Annotated in this window: 12 protein-coding genes and 1 pseudogene; 3 read left to right on the top strand and 10 right to left on the bottom strand. The window is 62.3% G+C overall.

Translation table 11 applies throughout. The features are described 5' to 3' along the window. Positions 1-3: 3 nt before the first annotated feature. From QW845_RS09930 to QW845_RS09915, 4 genes and pseudogenes are all read right to left on the bottom strand, one after another. Positions 4-858 (bottom strand): annotated as a pseudogene (locus QW845_RS09930) (branched-chain amino acid ABC transporter permease); the annotation flags it as partial. Positions 859-863: 5 nt separating this feature from the next. After that, positions 864-1589, bottom strand: a complete 726-nt coding sequence (locus tag QW845_RS09925; protein WP_409997899.1) for an ABC transporter ATP-binding protein — start codon at positions 1587-1589, stop codon at positions 864-866. Beyond that, positions 1582-2391 (bottom strand): ABC transporter ATP-binding protein, encoded by an 810-nt coding sequence (locus QW845_RS09920; RefSeq protein WP_315801422.1) that lies wholly within the window; start codon positions 2389-2391, stop codon positions 1582-1584. Before QW845_RS09920 ends, QW845_RS09925 begins: the two co-directional genes overlap by 8 nt. A gap of 2 nt (positions 2392-2393) precedes the next feature. Continuing rightward, positions 2394-3602, bottom strand: a complete 1209-nt coding sequence (locus QW845_RS09915) for an ABC transporter substrate-binding protein (RefSeq protein ID WP_315769764.1) — start codon at positions 3600-3602, stop codon at positions 2394-2396. Positions 3603-3761: 159 nt separating this feature from the next. On the opposite strand from QW845_RS09915, the gene QW845_RS09910 reads away from it, so the two are divergent. Continuing rightward, positions 3762-4748: a sugar-binding transcriptional regulator gene (locus tag QW845_RS09910; protein WP_315801421.1), complete on the top strand. Its 987-nt coding sequence runs from the start codon at positions 3762-3764 to the stop codon at positions 4746-4748. 95 nt (positions 4749-4843) lie between these two features. Here QW845_RS09910 and phnY read toward each other — a convergent pair whose 3' ends face one another. The 5 genes from phnY to aepX all read right to left on the bottom strand — a co-directional run bounded on the left by phnY (position 4844) and on the right by aepX (position 10508). After that, positions 4844-6286: a phosphonoacetaldehyde dehydrogenase gene (phnY, locus tag QW845_RS09905; RefSeq protein ID WP_315801420.1), complete on the bottom strand. Its 1443-nt coding sequence runs from the start codon at positions 6284-6286 to the stop codon at positions 4844-4846. Positions 6287-6301: 15 nt separating this feature from the next. After that, positions 6302-7288 (bottom strand): DMT family transporter, encoded by a 987-nt coding sequence (locus QW845_RS09900; protein WP_315801419.1) that lies wholly within the window; start codon positions 7286-7288, stop codon positions 6302-6304. 14 nt (positions 7289-7302) lie between these two features. Continuing rightward, positions 7303-8442: a phosphonopyruvate decarboxylase gene (gene aepY, locus QW845_RS09895; protein ID WP_315801418.1), complete on the bottom strand. Its 1140-nt coding sequence runs from the start codon at positions 8440-8442 to the stop codon at positions 7303-7305. Positions 8443-8511: 69 nt separating this feature from the next. After that, positions 8512-9591, bottom strand: coding sequence for a methyltransferase (locus tag QW845_RS09890; protein ID WP_315801417.1), 1080 nt, complete (start codon positions 9589-9591; stop codon positions 8512-8514). 38 nt (positions 9592-9629) lie between these two features. Next, positions 9630-10508, bottom strand: coding sequence for a phosphoenolpyruvate mutase (gene aepX / locus QW845_RS09885; RefSeq protein WP_315801754.1), 879 nt, complete (start codon positions 10506-10508; stop codon positions 9630-9632). A 422-nt stretch (positions 10509-10930) separates the two neighbouring features. On the opposite strand from aepX, the gene QW845_RS09880 reads away from it, so the two are divergent. Together QW845_RS09880 and QW845_RS09875 are read left to right on the top strand one after the other, a co-directional pair. Next, complete coding sequence (locus QW845_RS09880; protein ID WP_315801416.1) at positions 10931-11851, top strand: hypothetical protein; 921 nt, start codon at positions 10931-10933, stop codon at positions 11849-11851. Positions 11852-12595: 744 nt separating this feature from the next. Next, positions 12596-13045, top strand: coding sequence for a hypothetical protein (locus QW845_RS09875; RefSeq protein WP_315801415.1), 450 nt, complete (start codon positions 12596-12598; stop codon positions 13043-13045). Positions 13046-13174: 129 nt separating this feature from the next. On the opposite strand, the gene QW845_RS09870 is transcribed toward QW845_RS09875, so the two are convergent. Beyond that, positions 13175-13960, bottom strand: a complete 786-nt coding sequence (locus QW845_RS09870; RefSeq protein ID WP_315801414.1) for a class I SAM-dependent methyltransferase — start codon at positions 13958-13960, stop codon at positions 13175-13177. Positions 13961-14001 lie beyond the last annotated feature (41 nt).

Below are 14001 nucleotides of genomic sequence, written 5' to 3'. Positions count from 1 at the left end.
GATGCCGAACAGGCCCTGCGGCCGGACCGACAGGACGATGCACATGAAAGCGAAGATCATGACATTGGCCGCTTGCGGGAACACCGCCAGTGTCGCGCTCTCGAGCAATGCCAGGCAGTAGGCCGCCAGGATTGTTCCTCCGAGAGAGCCCATCCCGCCGATCACAATGATGGCGAAGACAACAAGCAGGACGTCGGACCCCATCAACGGACTCACCTGATAGATCGGCGCCGCAAGAGCGCCGGCGAGGCCCGCAAGAGCCGCGCCCAGCCCAAAGGTTGCCGTCATCACCGCAGGAATCGGGACGCCCAGCGCTTCGGCCATCTTGGCGTTCTCGGATGCCGCCCGAAGCGTCGCTCCAGCCTTGGTTCGTGCGATCGCGATCCATACCCCAAGGCAAACAATAAAGGCGACCATGACGACCCACAGCCGGTAGACGGGGAATACTGCAAAGCCGAGATCGACCACGTCCGACAGCCAGGCGGGCGTCGTGAAGGGCAGTCCCGTAGAGCCGAAGATGACCTGAAATCCGCCCTGGATCGCGGTTGCGAGTCCGAAGCTCAGCATGAATCCATAGAGCGGATCGAGACTGTAGGTCCGCCGCAACAAGAGGCGCTCCAGCACCATCCCGGTCGATCCAACCAGAACGGCAGCCGCACACAGGCCCACGAGATAGGGAAGACCAAGGCGCGCAACGGCCGCCCAGGCGGCAAATGCACCCATCATGTAGAGCGCGCCGTGAGCCATGTTGAGGATGTTCAAGAGCCCGAAGATCAATGCGAGGCCGAGGCAGAGCAGGGCATAGAACGATCCATTGACCAGACCGATCGTGAGATAGGAGAGAACGAGGTTTGACATAAGATTCACACGGCAACGTATTTGGAGAGGCGCGCTTCGATGCGCTCGGCCTCGCAGGTCGGGCAATTGTCGACAACCAGTCCGTTCTCGATTGCAACAACCCGGTCAGCGACGCCCAGCACGAAAGCGAGGTTCTGCTCGACCAGCAGGATGGTGTAGCCGCGCTGCTTGAGCGCGGTGATCGCCTGTTCGATCTGGTGGATGATGATGGGGGCCAGCCCCTCCGTCGGCTCGTCCAGCAGCAGAGTTCGGGCACCGGTTCGCAGGATCCGCCCGATCGCCAGCATCTGTTGTTCGCCGCCGCTCAGCTGCCCGCCGAGATGGCGGGTCCGCGACCTGAGATTCGGAAACAGTTCGAAGATCTCATCATCACTCATGCCGGAGCCGCCCAGCGTGGGCGATAGCGCCATGTTCTCGGCCACGGTGAGGCTGGCGAAGATCCCTCGCTCTTCCGGACAGTAGCCGAGACCAAGATGCGCGCGCTCCGATGGACGCAGCGAACGCACCTCTCGCCCCTGCACCAGCACATGCCCCGACTGCCGCTGCAACAGGCCCATGATGGCGCGCAGGATGGTGCTCTTGCCGGCGCCGTTGCGGCCCAGCAGCACGACGACCTCACCCTCCGATACGGTGAAGTCGATCCCGAACAGCGCCTGGACCTCGCCATACCAGGCCTTGAGGTTGGATATCGCAAGGGGAAGGCCTGCCTCGCTTCGTTCCGGATCAAGCATCAGCGGCTGCACCCAGATAGGCGGCGCGGACGCGGTGGTCGCGCGCAACGTCTTGATAGGATCCGTCGCTCAGAACGGCCCCGTTCGCCAGGACGGTGACGTGGTTCGCGAGCCGCTCGACGACCTTGAGATTGTGTTCAACCAGCAGGACGCAGCAATCCTGCGCTGCGTCGGCAATCATGTCGACGACTGGACCGATGTCTTCCCGGCCGAGCCCCGACATCGGCTCGTCGAGAAGCAGGAGGCGAGGTCTGAGGGCGAGCGTGGTTGCAATTTCGAGCAGGCGCCGCCGGCCATAGGAGAGTTCACGCGCCTGCCTGCGTCGGTCGGAGGTCAGGCCAGCTCGTGCGAGCAGAGTCTCGTTGTGAGGGGCGAGATCGCGGCTGACGCGGCGGCGCAGCAGCCGGAGTGGTGGGCTGGCATGGGCCTGCGCCACCAACATGTTCTCCTCGACCGACAATTCGGGAAATACCGCGCAGATCTGGAAAGATCGGGCCAGCCCGAGCCTGGCCAGCCGATTGGCAGGCCAGGCCGTGACGTCGCGTCCAAACAGTTCGATCTGGCCGCGGGTGGGCTTGATGAAGCCGCTGATCGCGTTGAACAGGGTGGATTTGCCTGCTCCGTTGGGACCGATCACCGCGTGAATGCAGCCTTCCCGAAGGTCGAGCGACACCTCGTTCAAGGCGACGAAGTCCTTGAACTGAACCGTCAGAGCACGAACCTTCAGCACGGGATTGGTCGGCAGCGGGGCAGAGACAGCTCTCGGATCTTCGAAAGCCTGGAGCGAGGCGCTGGCGACCATGTTTATTGCGCCTTGGCCGCCTGCGAGCTGCAGCCGGATGCCGACGCGGGACGGAATGCCGCGCTCGCAGGAACCGTGGCTGTGCGGACGTAGAAGTCCCACGGCTCCTTGCTTTCGGCAGGCGCCTTCACGCGATAGACGCCGATGTCATAGGTCACCCGTCCATTCGCCTGAATGTGCGCCACGCTGCCGAAGCGGTCGACCGGCAGCTGCCGCATCTGGTCGTTGACAGAAGCGGCGTCGTCGCTGTTCCCTGCCCGTGCGGCCTTCAAATAGTGCAGCACGCTGACATAGACGCCGGCCTGCTCACGCGTTGGCATCCGTCCATGGGCGGCAAAAAACCGCCGGGCGAATGCGCGCGTCGCATCATTGTCGTTCCAGTAGAAGCCGGTGCTGATGATCAGGTTCTGCGCGGTCTCCAGACCGATACTATTGATATCCGTTACGAAGGCGTGTAGCGCGGCCAGCTTTTGCCCGGACCGCGTGATCCCGAATTGGCCGGCTTGCTTGATGGCGTTGATAGTGTCGGCGCCGGCGCTGGCAAGCGCGATCACCTCGGCGGAGGAACTGCGCGCCCTCACCAGGAGTGTGGAGAAGTCGGCGGTGCCGAGCGGATGGCGAGCGCTGCCGGTCACCTTGCCGCCGCGCTCGTCCACGACCTGTTGGGCTACTCCCTCCAGATCATGGCCAAAGGAGTAATCCGCGGTGAGGAAGAACCAGGTCTTCAAGCCCTGGTCGAGCAGCGACGCCGCAGTGCCGCGCGCCAGCGCATAGGTGTCGTCGGTCCAGTGTGTGACATAGGGCGAACAATAGCGGCCCGTGATGTCGGTAGAGGCTGCGCCGGATATCAGAAGCGAGCGCTTCTTATCGGTTGCGAGCGGGATCAATCCGAAAACCACGCCCGAATGCGGCAGATCGACGATGGCATCGACGCCGCGCCGGTCAAACCATTCGCGGGCGATGCTGGAGGCGATGTCCGGCTTGTTCTGATGATCTGCCGTGACGATCTCGATCGGGGTGCCGTCGACGGTTCTCCCGAAATCGGCAACGGCCATCCGGGCCGCGAGGATCGAGCCAGGACCACCAACGTCGGCGACCACGCCGCTCTGATCTCCCATGACGCCGATCACGACCTTGCCGTCCGAGAATTCCGCCAATGCGGCACTCATCGAGACGGAGAGAAATGCAACCGACAGCAGAATGCTTCGCATGGTCAGCCCCCTATCATTATTGGCAGGGGGTGCTTAGCCGGGTTCGCTGACACATTTGTGACGAATGCGGTACAATTGGGCTATTCGGGATGGCAGTTGTCGTAGCGACCGCGACGGGGCACACATGGGTCCTGACCCAAACCCGACTCAGGCTGTGACGTGACCACCTCAAACCTGAAACTGCGCGACGGCGAGACCGACAACGCCGATACGATCCTGGAAGACCGGGTCCTGGTTGCCAGAATATGCTGGTACTATTTCAAGGAAGGGCAGACCCAGGAAGCGATATCGCAGCGGCTGAACATGACGCGGAAGCGCGTCAATCGGATCCTCGGGCTCGCGCGGGAAAGCGGCTTCGTACAGATCACGATCACCGATCCCGCCGGGCAGAGAACGAAACTCGAGGCGGAGCTCGCTGCACGATACGGCTTGACGCAAGCCATCGTGGTCCCAACCCCTATGACCGACCCGGACGTCAGGTCGTTTCTGGGAGCGGCAGCTGCCAACTACGTCGCTGAACGGCTCCCCGCGGACGGCTCGCTTGGAATTACCTGGGGAGGGACGATCAACGCAGCCGCCCAGAACCTGAGGCCGCGTCAGGGGCAGAACACCAAGGTCGTCCTGCTCTGCGGCGGATTGGCGGAAAGCGCGCCGATCAATCCGTACGACAACGCTGCGATGATCGCTCGCGCGCTCGGAGCCCGCTGTTATTATCTCACAGCGCCCATGTTCGTCGACGACGCGGCCTTCCGAGACCTCATCGTGGACAGCGAGCCGGTTCGCTCCGTGCTGGCCATGGTGCCAAGTCTGGACATGGCCCTCTTGAGCGCGATCGACCTTTCCGAGCAGTCAAAGGTGCTCGAATACAACGTCATCTCGCGCAAGACCTGGACATCGCTGCGAGCGGCCGGCGCGGTCGGAGACATTTGCGGCCACTACCTCGATCGCAATGGCAAGCGAGTGGATCATCCGCTGTCGCGGCGGACCATCAATCCGCCTTGGGACCATATTCATCGGATCAAGCACCGGGTTCTGGCAGCGGGAGGACTGCAGAAGGTCGCGATCATTCGCGCCGCGCTGCTGGCCGGGCTCTGTCATGTTCTCGTGACTGATGAAAATGCGGCGGAGAAGCTGCTGATCGGCTAGGTGCGCATTGCGTGCGCAGCCGCTTCGTTCCTGGCGCGGCGGCTCGACCGCTTTGATGACTCGCTCGGTGGCAACCGGCGAGCAGGTCGAGGGCCCTAGACCGGCCAGGGCAGGGAGTAGGTTTTCACCTGCGTGAAGCTGCGCATCGCCTCCAGGATGCCCTCCTTGTGACCGAGGCCGGACTGCTTGATGCCGCCGAACGGAGTGAGTTCGGTGCGATAGCCGGGAACTTCCCACACATTGACGGAGCCGACCGCGAGGCCCTCGATGAGCCTCGTGATGTGATCGAGGCGGTTGGAGCAGACGGCGGCGGAAAGTCCGAACTTGGTGGCGTTCGCAATCCTGATGATCTCGTCGATATCATTGTTGCATCGGATGATCGGCAGAACCGGGCCGAACGTCTCCTCGGCAACGAGCTCGCAAGCGGGCGAGACATGATCGAGCAGCGTGGGAGGATAAAAGGCGCCGCGAGGTTCACCGCCGAGCAGAAGCCTGGCACCTGCCGCGACCGCACCGGCCACGCGTCTGGCAATCAGCTGGGCTGCGTCTTCGCTGATGACGGTGCCGAGATCAACGCAAGGATCGCTGGGGTCGCCCGTTGAGAGCTGCTGCATGTGGTGCAGGGCACGCTCGGCGAAGTGATCGGCAAGCTCATCCACGACGAGCGCCCGCTTCACGGCCGTACAGCGTTGACCGGAATGTCTGACTGCGCCCTGCACGGCCAGATGCGCGGCCCGATCGACGTCCGCATCCGAAAGGACGATGAACGGATCGTTCCCACCCAGTTCGAGGACGAGCCGCCGGTAACCTGCCCGTTCCGCGATTTGGTGCCCGACGCGAACCGACCCCGTGAATGTCACGAGCTCGGCGTCCTCATCGGTGAACACGCAATCTCCAAGATCGCGCGGCGTTCCGGTCACGATCGAGAGCATGCCCTCTGGCAAGCCTTGTTCGCGGAGGATCCTGCCCAGCGCAAGTGCCGTCAGGGGCGTCTGCTCCGACGGCTTGAGCACCACGCGGTTGTTGGTCGCAATTGCCGGCGCCAGCTTGTGGCTGACCAGGTTCAGCGGATGATTGAAGGGGGTGATGGCCGCGATGACCCCCGCGAGCGGCGTACGCATTGAAAAAATGCGCCGCTGATGAGGGTTTCCGCCGATGTCTCCAGGGTAGATCTCGCCATCAGCTTGAATCAGCGCATGGCCGGCAAACGACCAGACGTCGCAGGCGCGCCTCGTTTCATGCAGGGAGTCCCGCAGACAGAGACCGGTCTCGGCGGTTATGAGTTGTGCGAGCCGGTCCTGATCTCTTGCGATCGCGCGCGCCGTGCCGAGCAGGATATCGGACCTTTCGCGGCGGCTCAGCTTTGGGCGGAAGCGCGCGGCCGCCGCGAATGCAGCCCGTATTTGACGTGGCTCTGCCTGCGGCACCGTCCCGACGAGCGCGCCGGAAAAGGGATTCCTGACTTCAATGACGCGATCCGCGTCTGCTGATGCTCCAGCCAGGAGCATCGGCTGGTAGATCGGTTCAACAGCGTCCATGGATGGCTCCTCAACTCAAAGGCTGCGCCGGCTGACGCTTGCTTGCGACTTGTCGGCCTCGTCGATCTGGCTGAAAGGCGCTCTGGCCGGCTTGTTGCGCGAAGGCCGCTCTTCGCGTTGCCAGATCACGACCGTGACGCCCATGATGATCAGCAGGCAGGCAAGAACCGTGCGCAACGCGAGCTCCTCCCCCTGCAGGACGAGAGCTGAGATCAGCGCGACGACGGGAATGAGAACGAGGCTCTGAGATGCGATCCGCGCCGGAATTGAAGCCAACGCATAGTACCAGGCAACGAATGCGAGGCCGGTCGCTACGATACAGTTGAACGCGATCGGGAAGGCGAGAGCTGAAAGGCGCTTGACCTCGAAATGCGGCTCGAGGACGGCTGAGGCCGTCATGACCGCCATCCCTGCCGCTGCGAGCTGGAATGTGGTCCGGCTCCAGACGTCGATATCGCTGTGAGCTCGGTTGGCGAGCCACGTTCCCAAGGCCCAGCAGATGGCCGCAATCAGCAGCAGGGCAACCCCTTCCGCGTTGTCGAAAGTCATTGGTGCAGCCATAGGCCCGAGGCCATTGGCGCTCAACAACATGATTCCACCAAGCCCGCTCCCGATCGCTGCAAGCTCGAAGCCGGTCTGCCGCCTTCCGTCCAAAACCCACTCAATGATCGCAAGCCAGAGCGGCATCGTATAGAAAATGAGAGCACTTCGGCCGACGTCCAGATATTGGAGCCCAACGAGGCTCAGGCCCAGCCCGCAGGCCATCTGCAGCATGCCCACGGCAAGCAGGTTGAGCCGTCCGCGATCGCCGATGCGGAGCTGATACCCCAAGGCGAGGCGCGCCACCGCGATCGCCACCGCGCCGCCGAGAAGACGCAGTCCTGTAAAGAACAGGGGCGGCGCGATCTGCAGCGCGTCCTTGATGACGAGCCAGTTCATACCCCAGATCAGGATCACGAAGATCAGGCAGAGGGCTGCCGAAGCAGACGTCTTGCGGACCATCACATCGTTTCCCTTTAGCCGGCAGCTGAAGGTTCAAGAACATGGCGCCCCATGGCGTCCTGGAATCGGCGCTTGTTCCCGACAGGCGTATGGCGGGTGGTCACGCGCGGAAGCGTTGCGGGATGGGAACGATTGATCTTGCAAAGCAGGAAATGCGGGCCCCGCGTCGTCGCAAAGTGCTCCATTGCTTTCAGGATATCCCCGGCTTCAGCACAACGCACCGACGAGCGATAGCCGCAGGCGGATGCGACAAGATCCAGGGACGAGCTTCGTGACGTCGAGGCCTGGCCACCGGTGGATGCGTAGCTTTCATTGTCGAGCACGACGTGGATGAGGTTCTGGGGTTGGGTGTGGCCAATCGTGGACATGACTCCCATGTGCATCAGCGCGCCGCCGTCGCCATCCAGTGCGAGCACGGGACGGTTGGGCATGGCGATGGCGAGGCCTGCCGCCAATGCGCTGCAGTGTCCGAGCGAGCCCTGCATGTAGAAATTCTCGGGACGATCGTCGATCCGGAAGAGCTCTCGCGTGATGAAACCGGTCGTCGAGACGATCGACGTGGTCGGATCGAGCCGCTGGCAGATCAGTTCGATCGCCTCTCCCGCGCTGAGCGGGTAATCGGGCGCGTCAGGGGTCGCTCCTGCGGCGCTCGGCGTGAGCTGGCCCTTTCGTAACAGTACAGCAAAAGGTGCCTCCTGCCGATGGGCTTCAGCGGCGCGGACGAGAAGCCGATCCAGTCCGCTCGTCGTTCCATCGAACTCGTCCCAGTCGATGGCGAGCTGATCGAGGATCGCCTTCGTCGCGGCACCCATGAAGATGTGCTGCGGCTCATCTGCGCTCTCGTCGGGATGTCCTCGGACCGAGATCAGCAAGAGCACCGGGATCCTGTTGACCATCAACAACGAGGTGAGTGGATTGACGACGTGACCAAGACCGGAGTTTTGCAGCGCGACGACGGCTCGCTGGCCGGACAGCGCAGCGCCGGCGGCGAGCGCCACCGCGCTGCCCTCATTGGCCGCGGGTACGTCGGTCAACGCGCCGCTTTCGGCCGCCCTCTCAAACAGGTCAGCGAAGTGCGAGCACGGAACGCCCGAGAAGAACGTGTAGCCTGCTGCACTCAATCTCGATAGAAGAACGCTCGTCGGCACGGACATGTCTTTTGCTCCTGCACAAGGGCATTGGGAGCGGCTCTGCCGCCCCCAATGAATCGACGTCCTGTGACCTCAACTGAGTTTCTTCGCCACGATCAGGCTGCGATTGCAGAGCGATCTGTGGTACTCGACCTGCCCGAATCCGGCCTGTTCGAGCATCCCGCGCATGTCTTCAAAGCTGTAGCAGCAGCCTTCGTAGCCCGTGGTCAGGAGCACCGAATATTCAGCTTCGGCGGCCGGGGCCGGACGCCCGCCGCGATCGTCGGGATGGCAGCTGTAGACAGCAATGCGGCCACCGGGCTGGAGGCTGCCGTGGGACTTGCGCATCAGCAGGCGGACCTTCTCGGGTCCCCAATTGTGAAGAACGTGGGAATAGAGATGAAGGCTTGCATCGCGTGGCAGCGGGTCGACAAACATGTCGCCAGCGACGATACGGACGCGGTCGGGATAGAGACCTCGTGCGATCAGACAGGATCGCGCGAGCTCGTCGACCGGGGGGCGCTCGAAGATGGTCGCGGATAGCCGAGGATATCGCATCAGCAGATGAGCGGAATAGACGCCGGAGCCGCCGCCGATGTCGAGCATGGACGTATCGCCGCTGCAATCGAGCAGGGTAGCGAGATGCGGGGCAAAGATCCGGCCGCGCTCCTCCATGCCGCGCGTGTTGAGGTCCGCGAACTCATCCGTCTGCATCAGATCGTCCCAGCTGGTCGTGTCGCCGCGCGCGACATGCCAGGTGTCGGAGCCGTCGTTCCGCAGGACGTCGTACAGCTCGCGAACCGACGACTTGTACTTCATTGTGGCGATGTAGGAGGCGACATTCTCGTCGGATCGGCTGCTGAGATATCGGACGGCTTCGATGGTGGCGTGAAGTTTTCCGCCCTCGCGGGCAATCAGGCCCCAGGATTCGAAGAGCCTGATCATTGTACGTGTCGGCCGGTCACGAAGCGAGAAATGCTCCCGCAGTTCGTCTTCAGAGACGGGATGACCGTCCAGATAGGTGAACAGGTCGAGCCAGGATACCGCTGCAATGTAGAGGTCGGCGGCGTATGAGCTATCCCGCCACTTGATGACCTGGGCAATGTCGGGGCGGTCGACCTGTGAGACATCCGTCGGTGTGTCGATGCGAGATGCGAGTGCAGTCGGGGTCATGAGTCTGATCCTTTACGAGAACGGCATGAGTTGTTCGGTCAGTCTGGCTGGCCTGACGCGGCATTCACGAGCAGGTATCGGGCCTCGGCGCGCGCCAGCTCGTCGTAGTGAAACAGCGAGAAGACATCCTCGAGGGTCGCGACCTCAGCCTCGATCCCGGCGATGCTCTGCTCGGTGATGATGCGCTCGCAGACATTGCGCATCGCGCTTGTCGCGGCGCGCATCGAATGATTGGCCCAGATCACGGTCGAGATGCCGGCAGCACGAAAGGCGGACGCGGGGGTCCGATAGTATTTCGTTGGGACGATCACGACGGGGAGGCGGTTCTGCCAACCATTGGCGAAGGCGAAAATCTCGTCCGCCGTGCTCTTCCGGGAATGAATGAGAATGGCGTCCGCTCCGGCGTCCGCATAGGCGTGAGCGCGGTGAAGGGCCTCGTCCATGCCATGGCCGGCGATCAAGGCCTCGATGCGGGCGACGAGGACGAGTTCGTCTCCAACCGCATCCTTCACGGCACGCAGACGCCCGGAAAATTCGCCGGCATCGGCGAGCGGATGACGATCGCCGACGAACGAGTTCATCTTCGGAAACTGCTTGTCTTCCAAGGCCACACCCGCGGCACCCCGCTGACGGAGCTTGTGGGCCAGAATGCGCGCGTTGTTGAAATTGCCGAAGCCGCTGTCACCGTCGACGAGAACGGGGAGATCAGTCGAATCGACCATGCGTTCGACGACGTCGATGAGCTGGGTCCAGGACGCCTCACTTGCATCGCGATAGCCGAGAGAGCAGGCGATCGACAGGCCGGATGCCCATAGGCCCTTGAAGCCGGCGCGCTCGGCGACGGCGCTTGAGAGCCCATCATGGGCCTCCATCAGAAAGCTCAGATCTCGATTGCAGCAGATCTGCTCGCGGAGCACTGCGGCGCGAGTGGCGAGTTCCGGACGATGATCTGCAGCATGACGAATCGATTGCGGTCGCGTGAGCATGCAAGGTCTCCCTTCCCCGTGCGGGTCTGTCATCAACCACCAGTTGACAGTTTTGCGATACCGGGATCAATTACTAACTCTGGTAGTCACACCAGCGCATAGGTTCCGGTGGGGAGGGCGAGGGAGGCGATCTCGCCGAGGGCGAGCACTGCCGGCGAGCAGGCCCGGGTTCGTGCTGGCAAGGGGAGGACCGCGGCCCTGCCGCGTCCGCTTGCGCCGCCGGGAAAGTCGCGTGCCTGGAGGGAGGGCGATGGCCGGCCGCTACCTAAGCTTGTAGTAGCGGCGCGGACCGATATGCGTTCAACTGGTTGCTTCGTTCGGCATCCGGTCAGCCGTTTGGCGGATCTGATCCGATGACGATACATCAACGGGCGCCAGAGACGCTGGCGCCCTGCCGCGTTCGTATTGAAGATGGCGTGGATCCGATGACAACCATCCTTCTGGACGATCATGGGCGGGCTTGGGATGCTCATTCGCCGGTTTTGCGGCGATTCCTGCAATGCCCGGTGTCAGATTTTGATTTCTCGTCCTATGTGGTCGACAATCTGGGATTCGTCGCTGTCACCATGATCGACAGTCGATCGGCCCGGATCCGGCTCAGGCCGAGGACCGCCTGCGGGATCAGCATCGCTTCGGCGCTATACTTCATCGCGGATAGGGCCGTGGAGCGAATCATCGTTGTGAAAGCAGGCGATGAAGTTGTCGAGCGCATGTTCCCGAGGGTCAGCCAGGCGATGACCTATATCGGGGATGAGGTCGCGCGAGCCCGCCTGCATCTGTCGCCGGTGTTCAGAAGCCGTGAGTTGCCCATCACTGCGCTTGCCAAAGAGGCAGAGCCTCTTGCGGTCCTGTTCCTGCGATGGCTCGAATGTGATCAGGGCCGCGACAATACCGAACTGAAGGGCCTCCTCGATCTGCAATCGCTGCAGCGCTTCGTCATCATCGAGCCTGTCGACGGCCGGCTCATTTTCGCTGACATCGGCTCGGGGTTTGAAAGCTTCGGCAGAACCTGGCAACAGCATGCACCGGGATTGCCGCTCGAGGAGCAGCCGGACTATCATTACGGCCAATGGGTCCGTGGCGTTTACGACCATGTGCTTCATACAGGCAAGCCGCTCTTCGACGACGTTGATGCCGTCATCCGGCGCCCGCACCGAAATGACAGGTTGCGGGTGCACTACAGGCGCCTCATCCTTCCCTGCGGTTCGATTGGCTCCAGACCAGCTCGGCTTGTCGGTGCGTCGCTCGTCGAGAACGTTGCATCAACCCCTTGATAGCTGCGCGATGCAGTACGAGGATGATTGATGCACCCCTGATGGCGAGTGGTTGAGTGCGGTCTTGCGAGCTTTCCGGCTGTTGAGCGGCCCGCTTGCAATGCGTCAATTGTCTTGAAACCTGCCAGTTCGTGCTTGGGTCCGCAGCAACGCGGCGCGGCATGGCTTGGCTCAATTCAGGCGCCACATGTCGCAGCCGTCTGCTCAACCGGAGCCTTTGATTGCGCCGTCCCATGATATGACGGAGGCGTTCAGCGCTGCCAAGTGAGGCGAACAGGCGTTGGCTACTCGCGTAAGACGCGTAGTGACGATAGTGGCACGCAGCAATAGGCCGCACTGCGGACGCCGGACGAGCTTTCTGGCCGGTGACTCCGCCGCTGGTGTAGGACCACCAATTTCGGTAGCTCGCCAAGCGCGGGCTTGCGTGGCATGAGTGGGCCAAGTGGCCGAGCGCAACCTCTTTCGTCTCGGCACGTCGCGTGAAATGAGCCGGCGTCAAAGACAACGCCGTTTCCTGCGCCGCGATGCGAGCTCTCCGCATTGCGTCGTGACGGGACTCTGGCAGTCTGGGACCTATTGATTACGGCCTGAAACAGATATTGTATTGATGTTGATACGACTGGGCGATATCGTCTCACGTCGAGAAGGAGAGGCGGACTTCGTCCGCTGGGTGCACGTCGATCCCTTGCAACCGATCGGCTGTCGGCGACCTTCCACCGACCGTTTTCGGCCTGGAGTTCGGTGATGTCTCTTGATGAAACCCTGCGGATTTTGGCAACCGTCGAGCCAGGTGGTCTGACGCTCGATGAGCAAGCCATCGAAAGCAATCCCGACGCCGTGCTCGTTGCCCTCGGACGCAGCTTTGAAACGCTCTCCGCAGAACTCGCAACTCTCCAGCAGCAGGATGCGCAATCAGCTGCGGCCACCTGGGATGCAAAATCGCAGATCTCCGCCGTGGTGGTGCCCGGTGTAGAGCGCATCGAAGCGGTCTTGAGCTCGCTTGACCCGATTGAACGCGCCATCATGGCGATTCCGGCCAGAACGGTCGTTGGTCTGGGGGTAAAGGCGCGACATGCTGCACATGTGCTCTCAAATTACTGGGCGGACGTCCCCGAGAGGCTCGACTGGGATGCCCGGACCGTGCGGCATCTGATCGAATCCGCTTGTTCAGTCGCCGGTGTAGAGCTGAGCTAAGCAAAGGTCTTTGCTGCGGGCCGTCTTCGTCATGGAGCGGTGCGATTGCCTGTGGCGACAGGCGTGTGCCGGCGCCTTCGCCCTATCGGGCGGCCAAGGAGGTCGATTGAGCAGCGAAGCTTGTGAGCCTCAGCGGCGCTGCGCAATGAGGACCTGCGATTCAATGACTTCTACGACGCCGCCGGCGGTTGCGAATGGCGACATCTCCATCGTCAATTCCTGCGCGAGCTGACCTTCGAGAACGCCCAGCTGTTCAGGCGAGGAGGTCGACATCGATAGTGCGCGGTCGATCAGGCGAGCGACAGGCACGAGACGCTGCTCAATGACACCAATTCTGGTGAGCTGACCGAAGCGCGACTCCAGCAGGATCGGTTCGTGACGTAGGCGCTCGGGTGCGAAACCGACACTCTTGTTGGTGAAGCGATCGACGACGTCCGAGTAACGCTTGTACCAGGCGTTCTGTGGGACATCGGGACGTACGTCATTGAACAGCATGACTGCGCCGTCCTCCTCGATCAATGGGTCTAGCTTTCGCAGCGTATCGGCGCGATCCATCCAATGAAAGGCGCGTCCAATCGCCACGGCGCGAAAGCGGCCGAGCTGCGGGCTGAGGTCGAACGAGCTGCCTTCGATCAGTTCGATCTCAACGGCCGCCGCGTTGGCGATCGCCTGAGCAGCCTCCAGCATGGCAGGCTCCGGATCTATTCCGATGACCTTGCCGACCAGGGGTGCAAATGCGATGCCGAGCCACCCTGGTCCACAGCCGAGATCCATCAATCGGTGGTCCTTGGTCAGACGAAGGTGATCCGCCACAACTTGGATGAGCGCGGGTGCGTAATTCGGTCGCCCGGCCACGTAGTGAGGGACCGTCGATTGAAAGCGAGGGAATGAAGGGGAAACTGGTTCGGACGTCATCTGTATCGTTCGGCCGCCGTGCAGAGGCTCATGTCTTGTGA

The sequence above is a fragment of the Bradyrhizobium sp. SZCCHNS3002 genome (assembly GCF_032377435.1).
In the GTDB taxonomy this organism is placed as follows: Bacteria; Pseudomonadota; Alphaproteobacteria; order Rhizobiales; family Xanthobacteraceae; genus Bradyrhizobium.
This window is presented reverse-complemented; position numbering and strand designations above follow the sequence as displayed.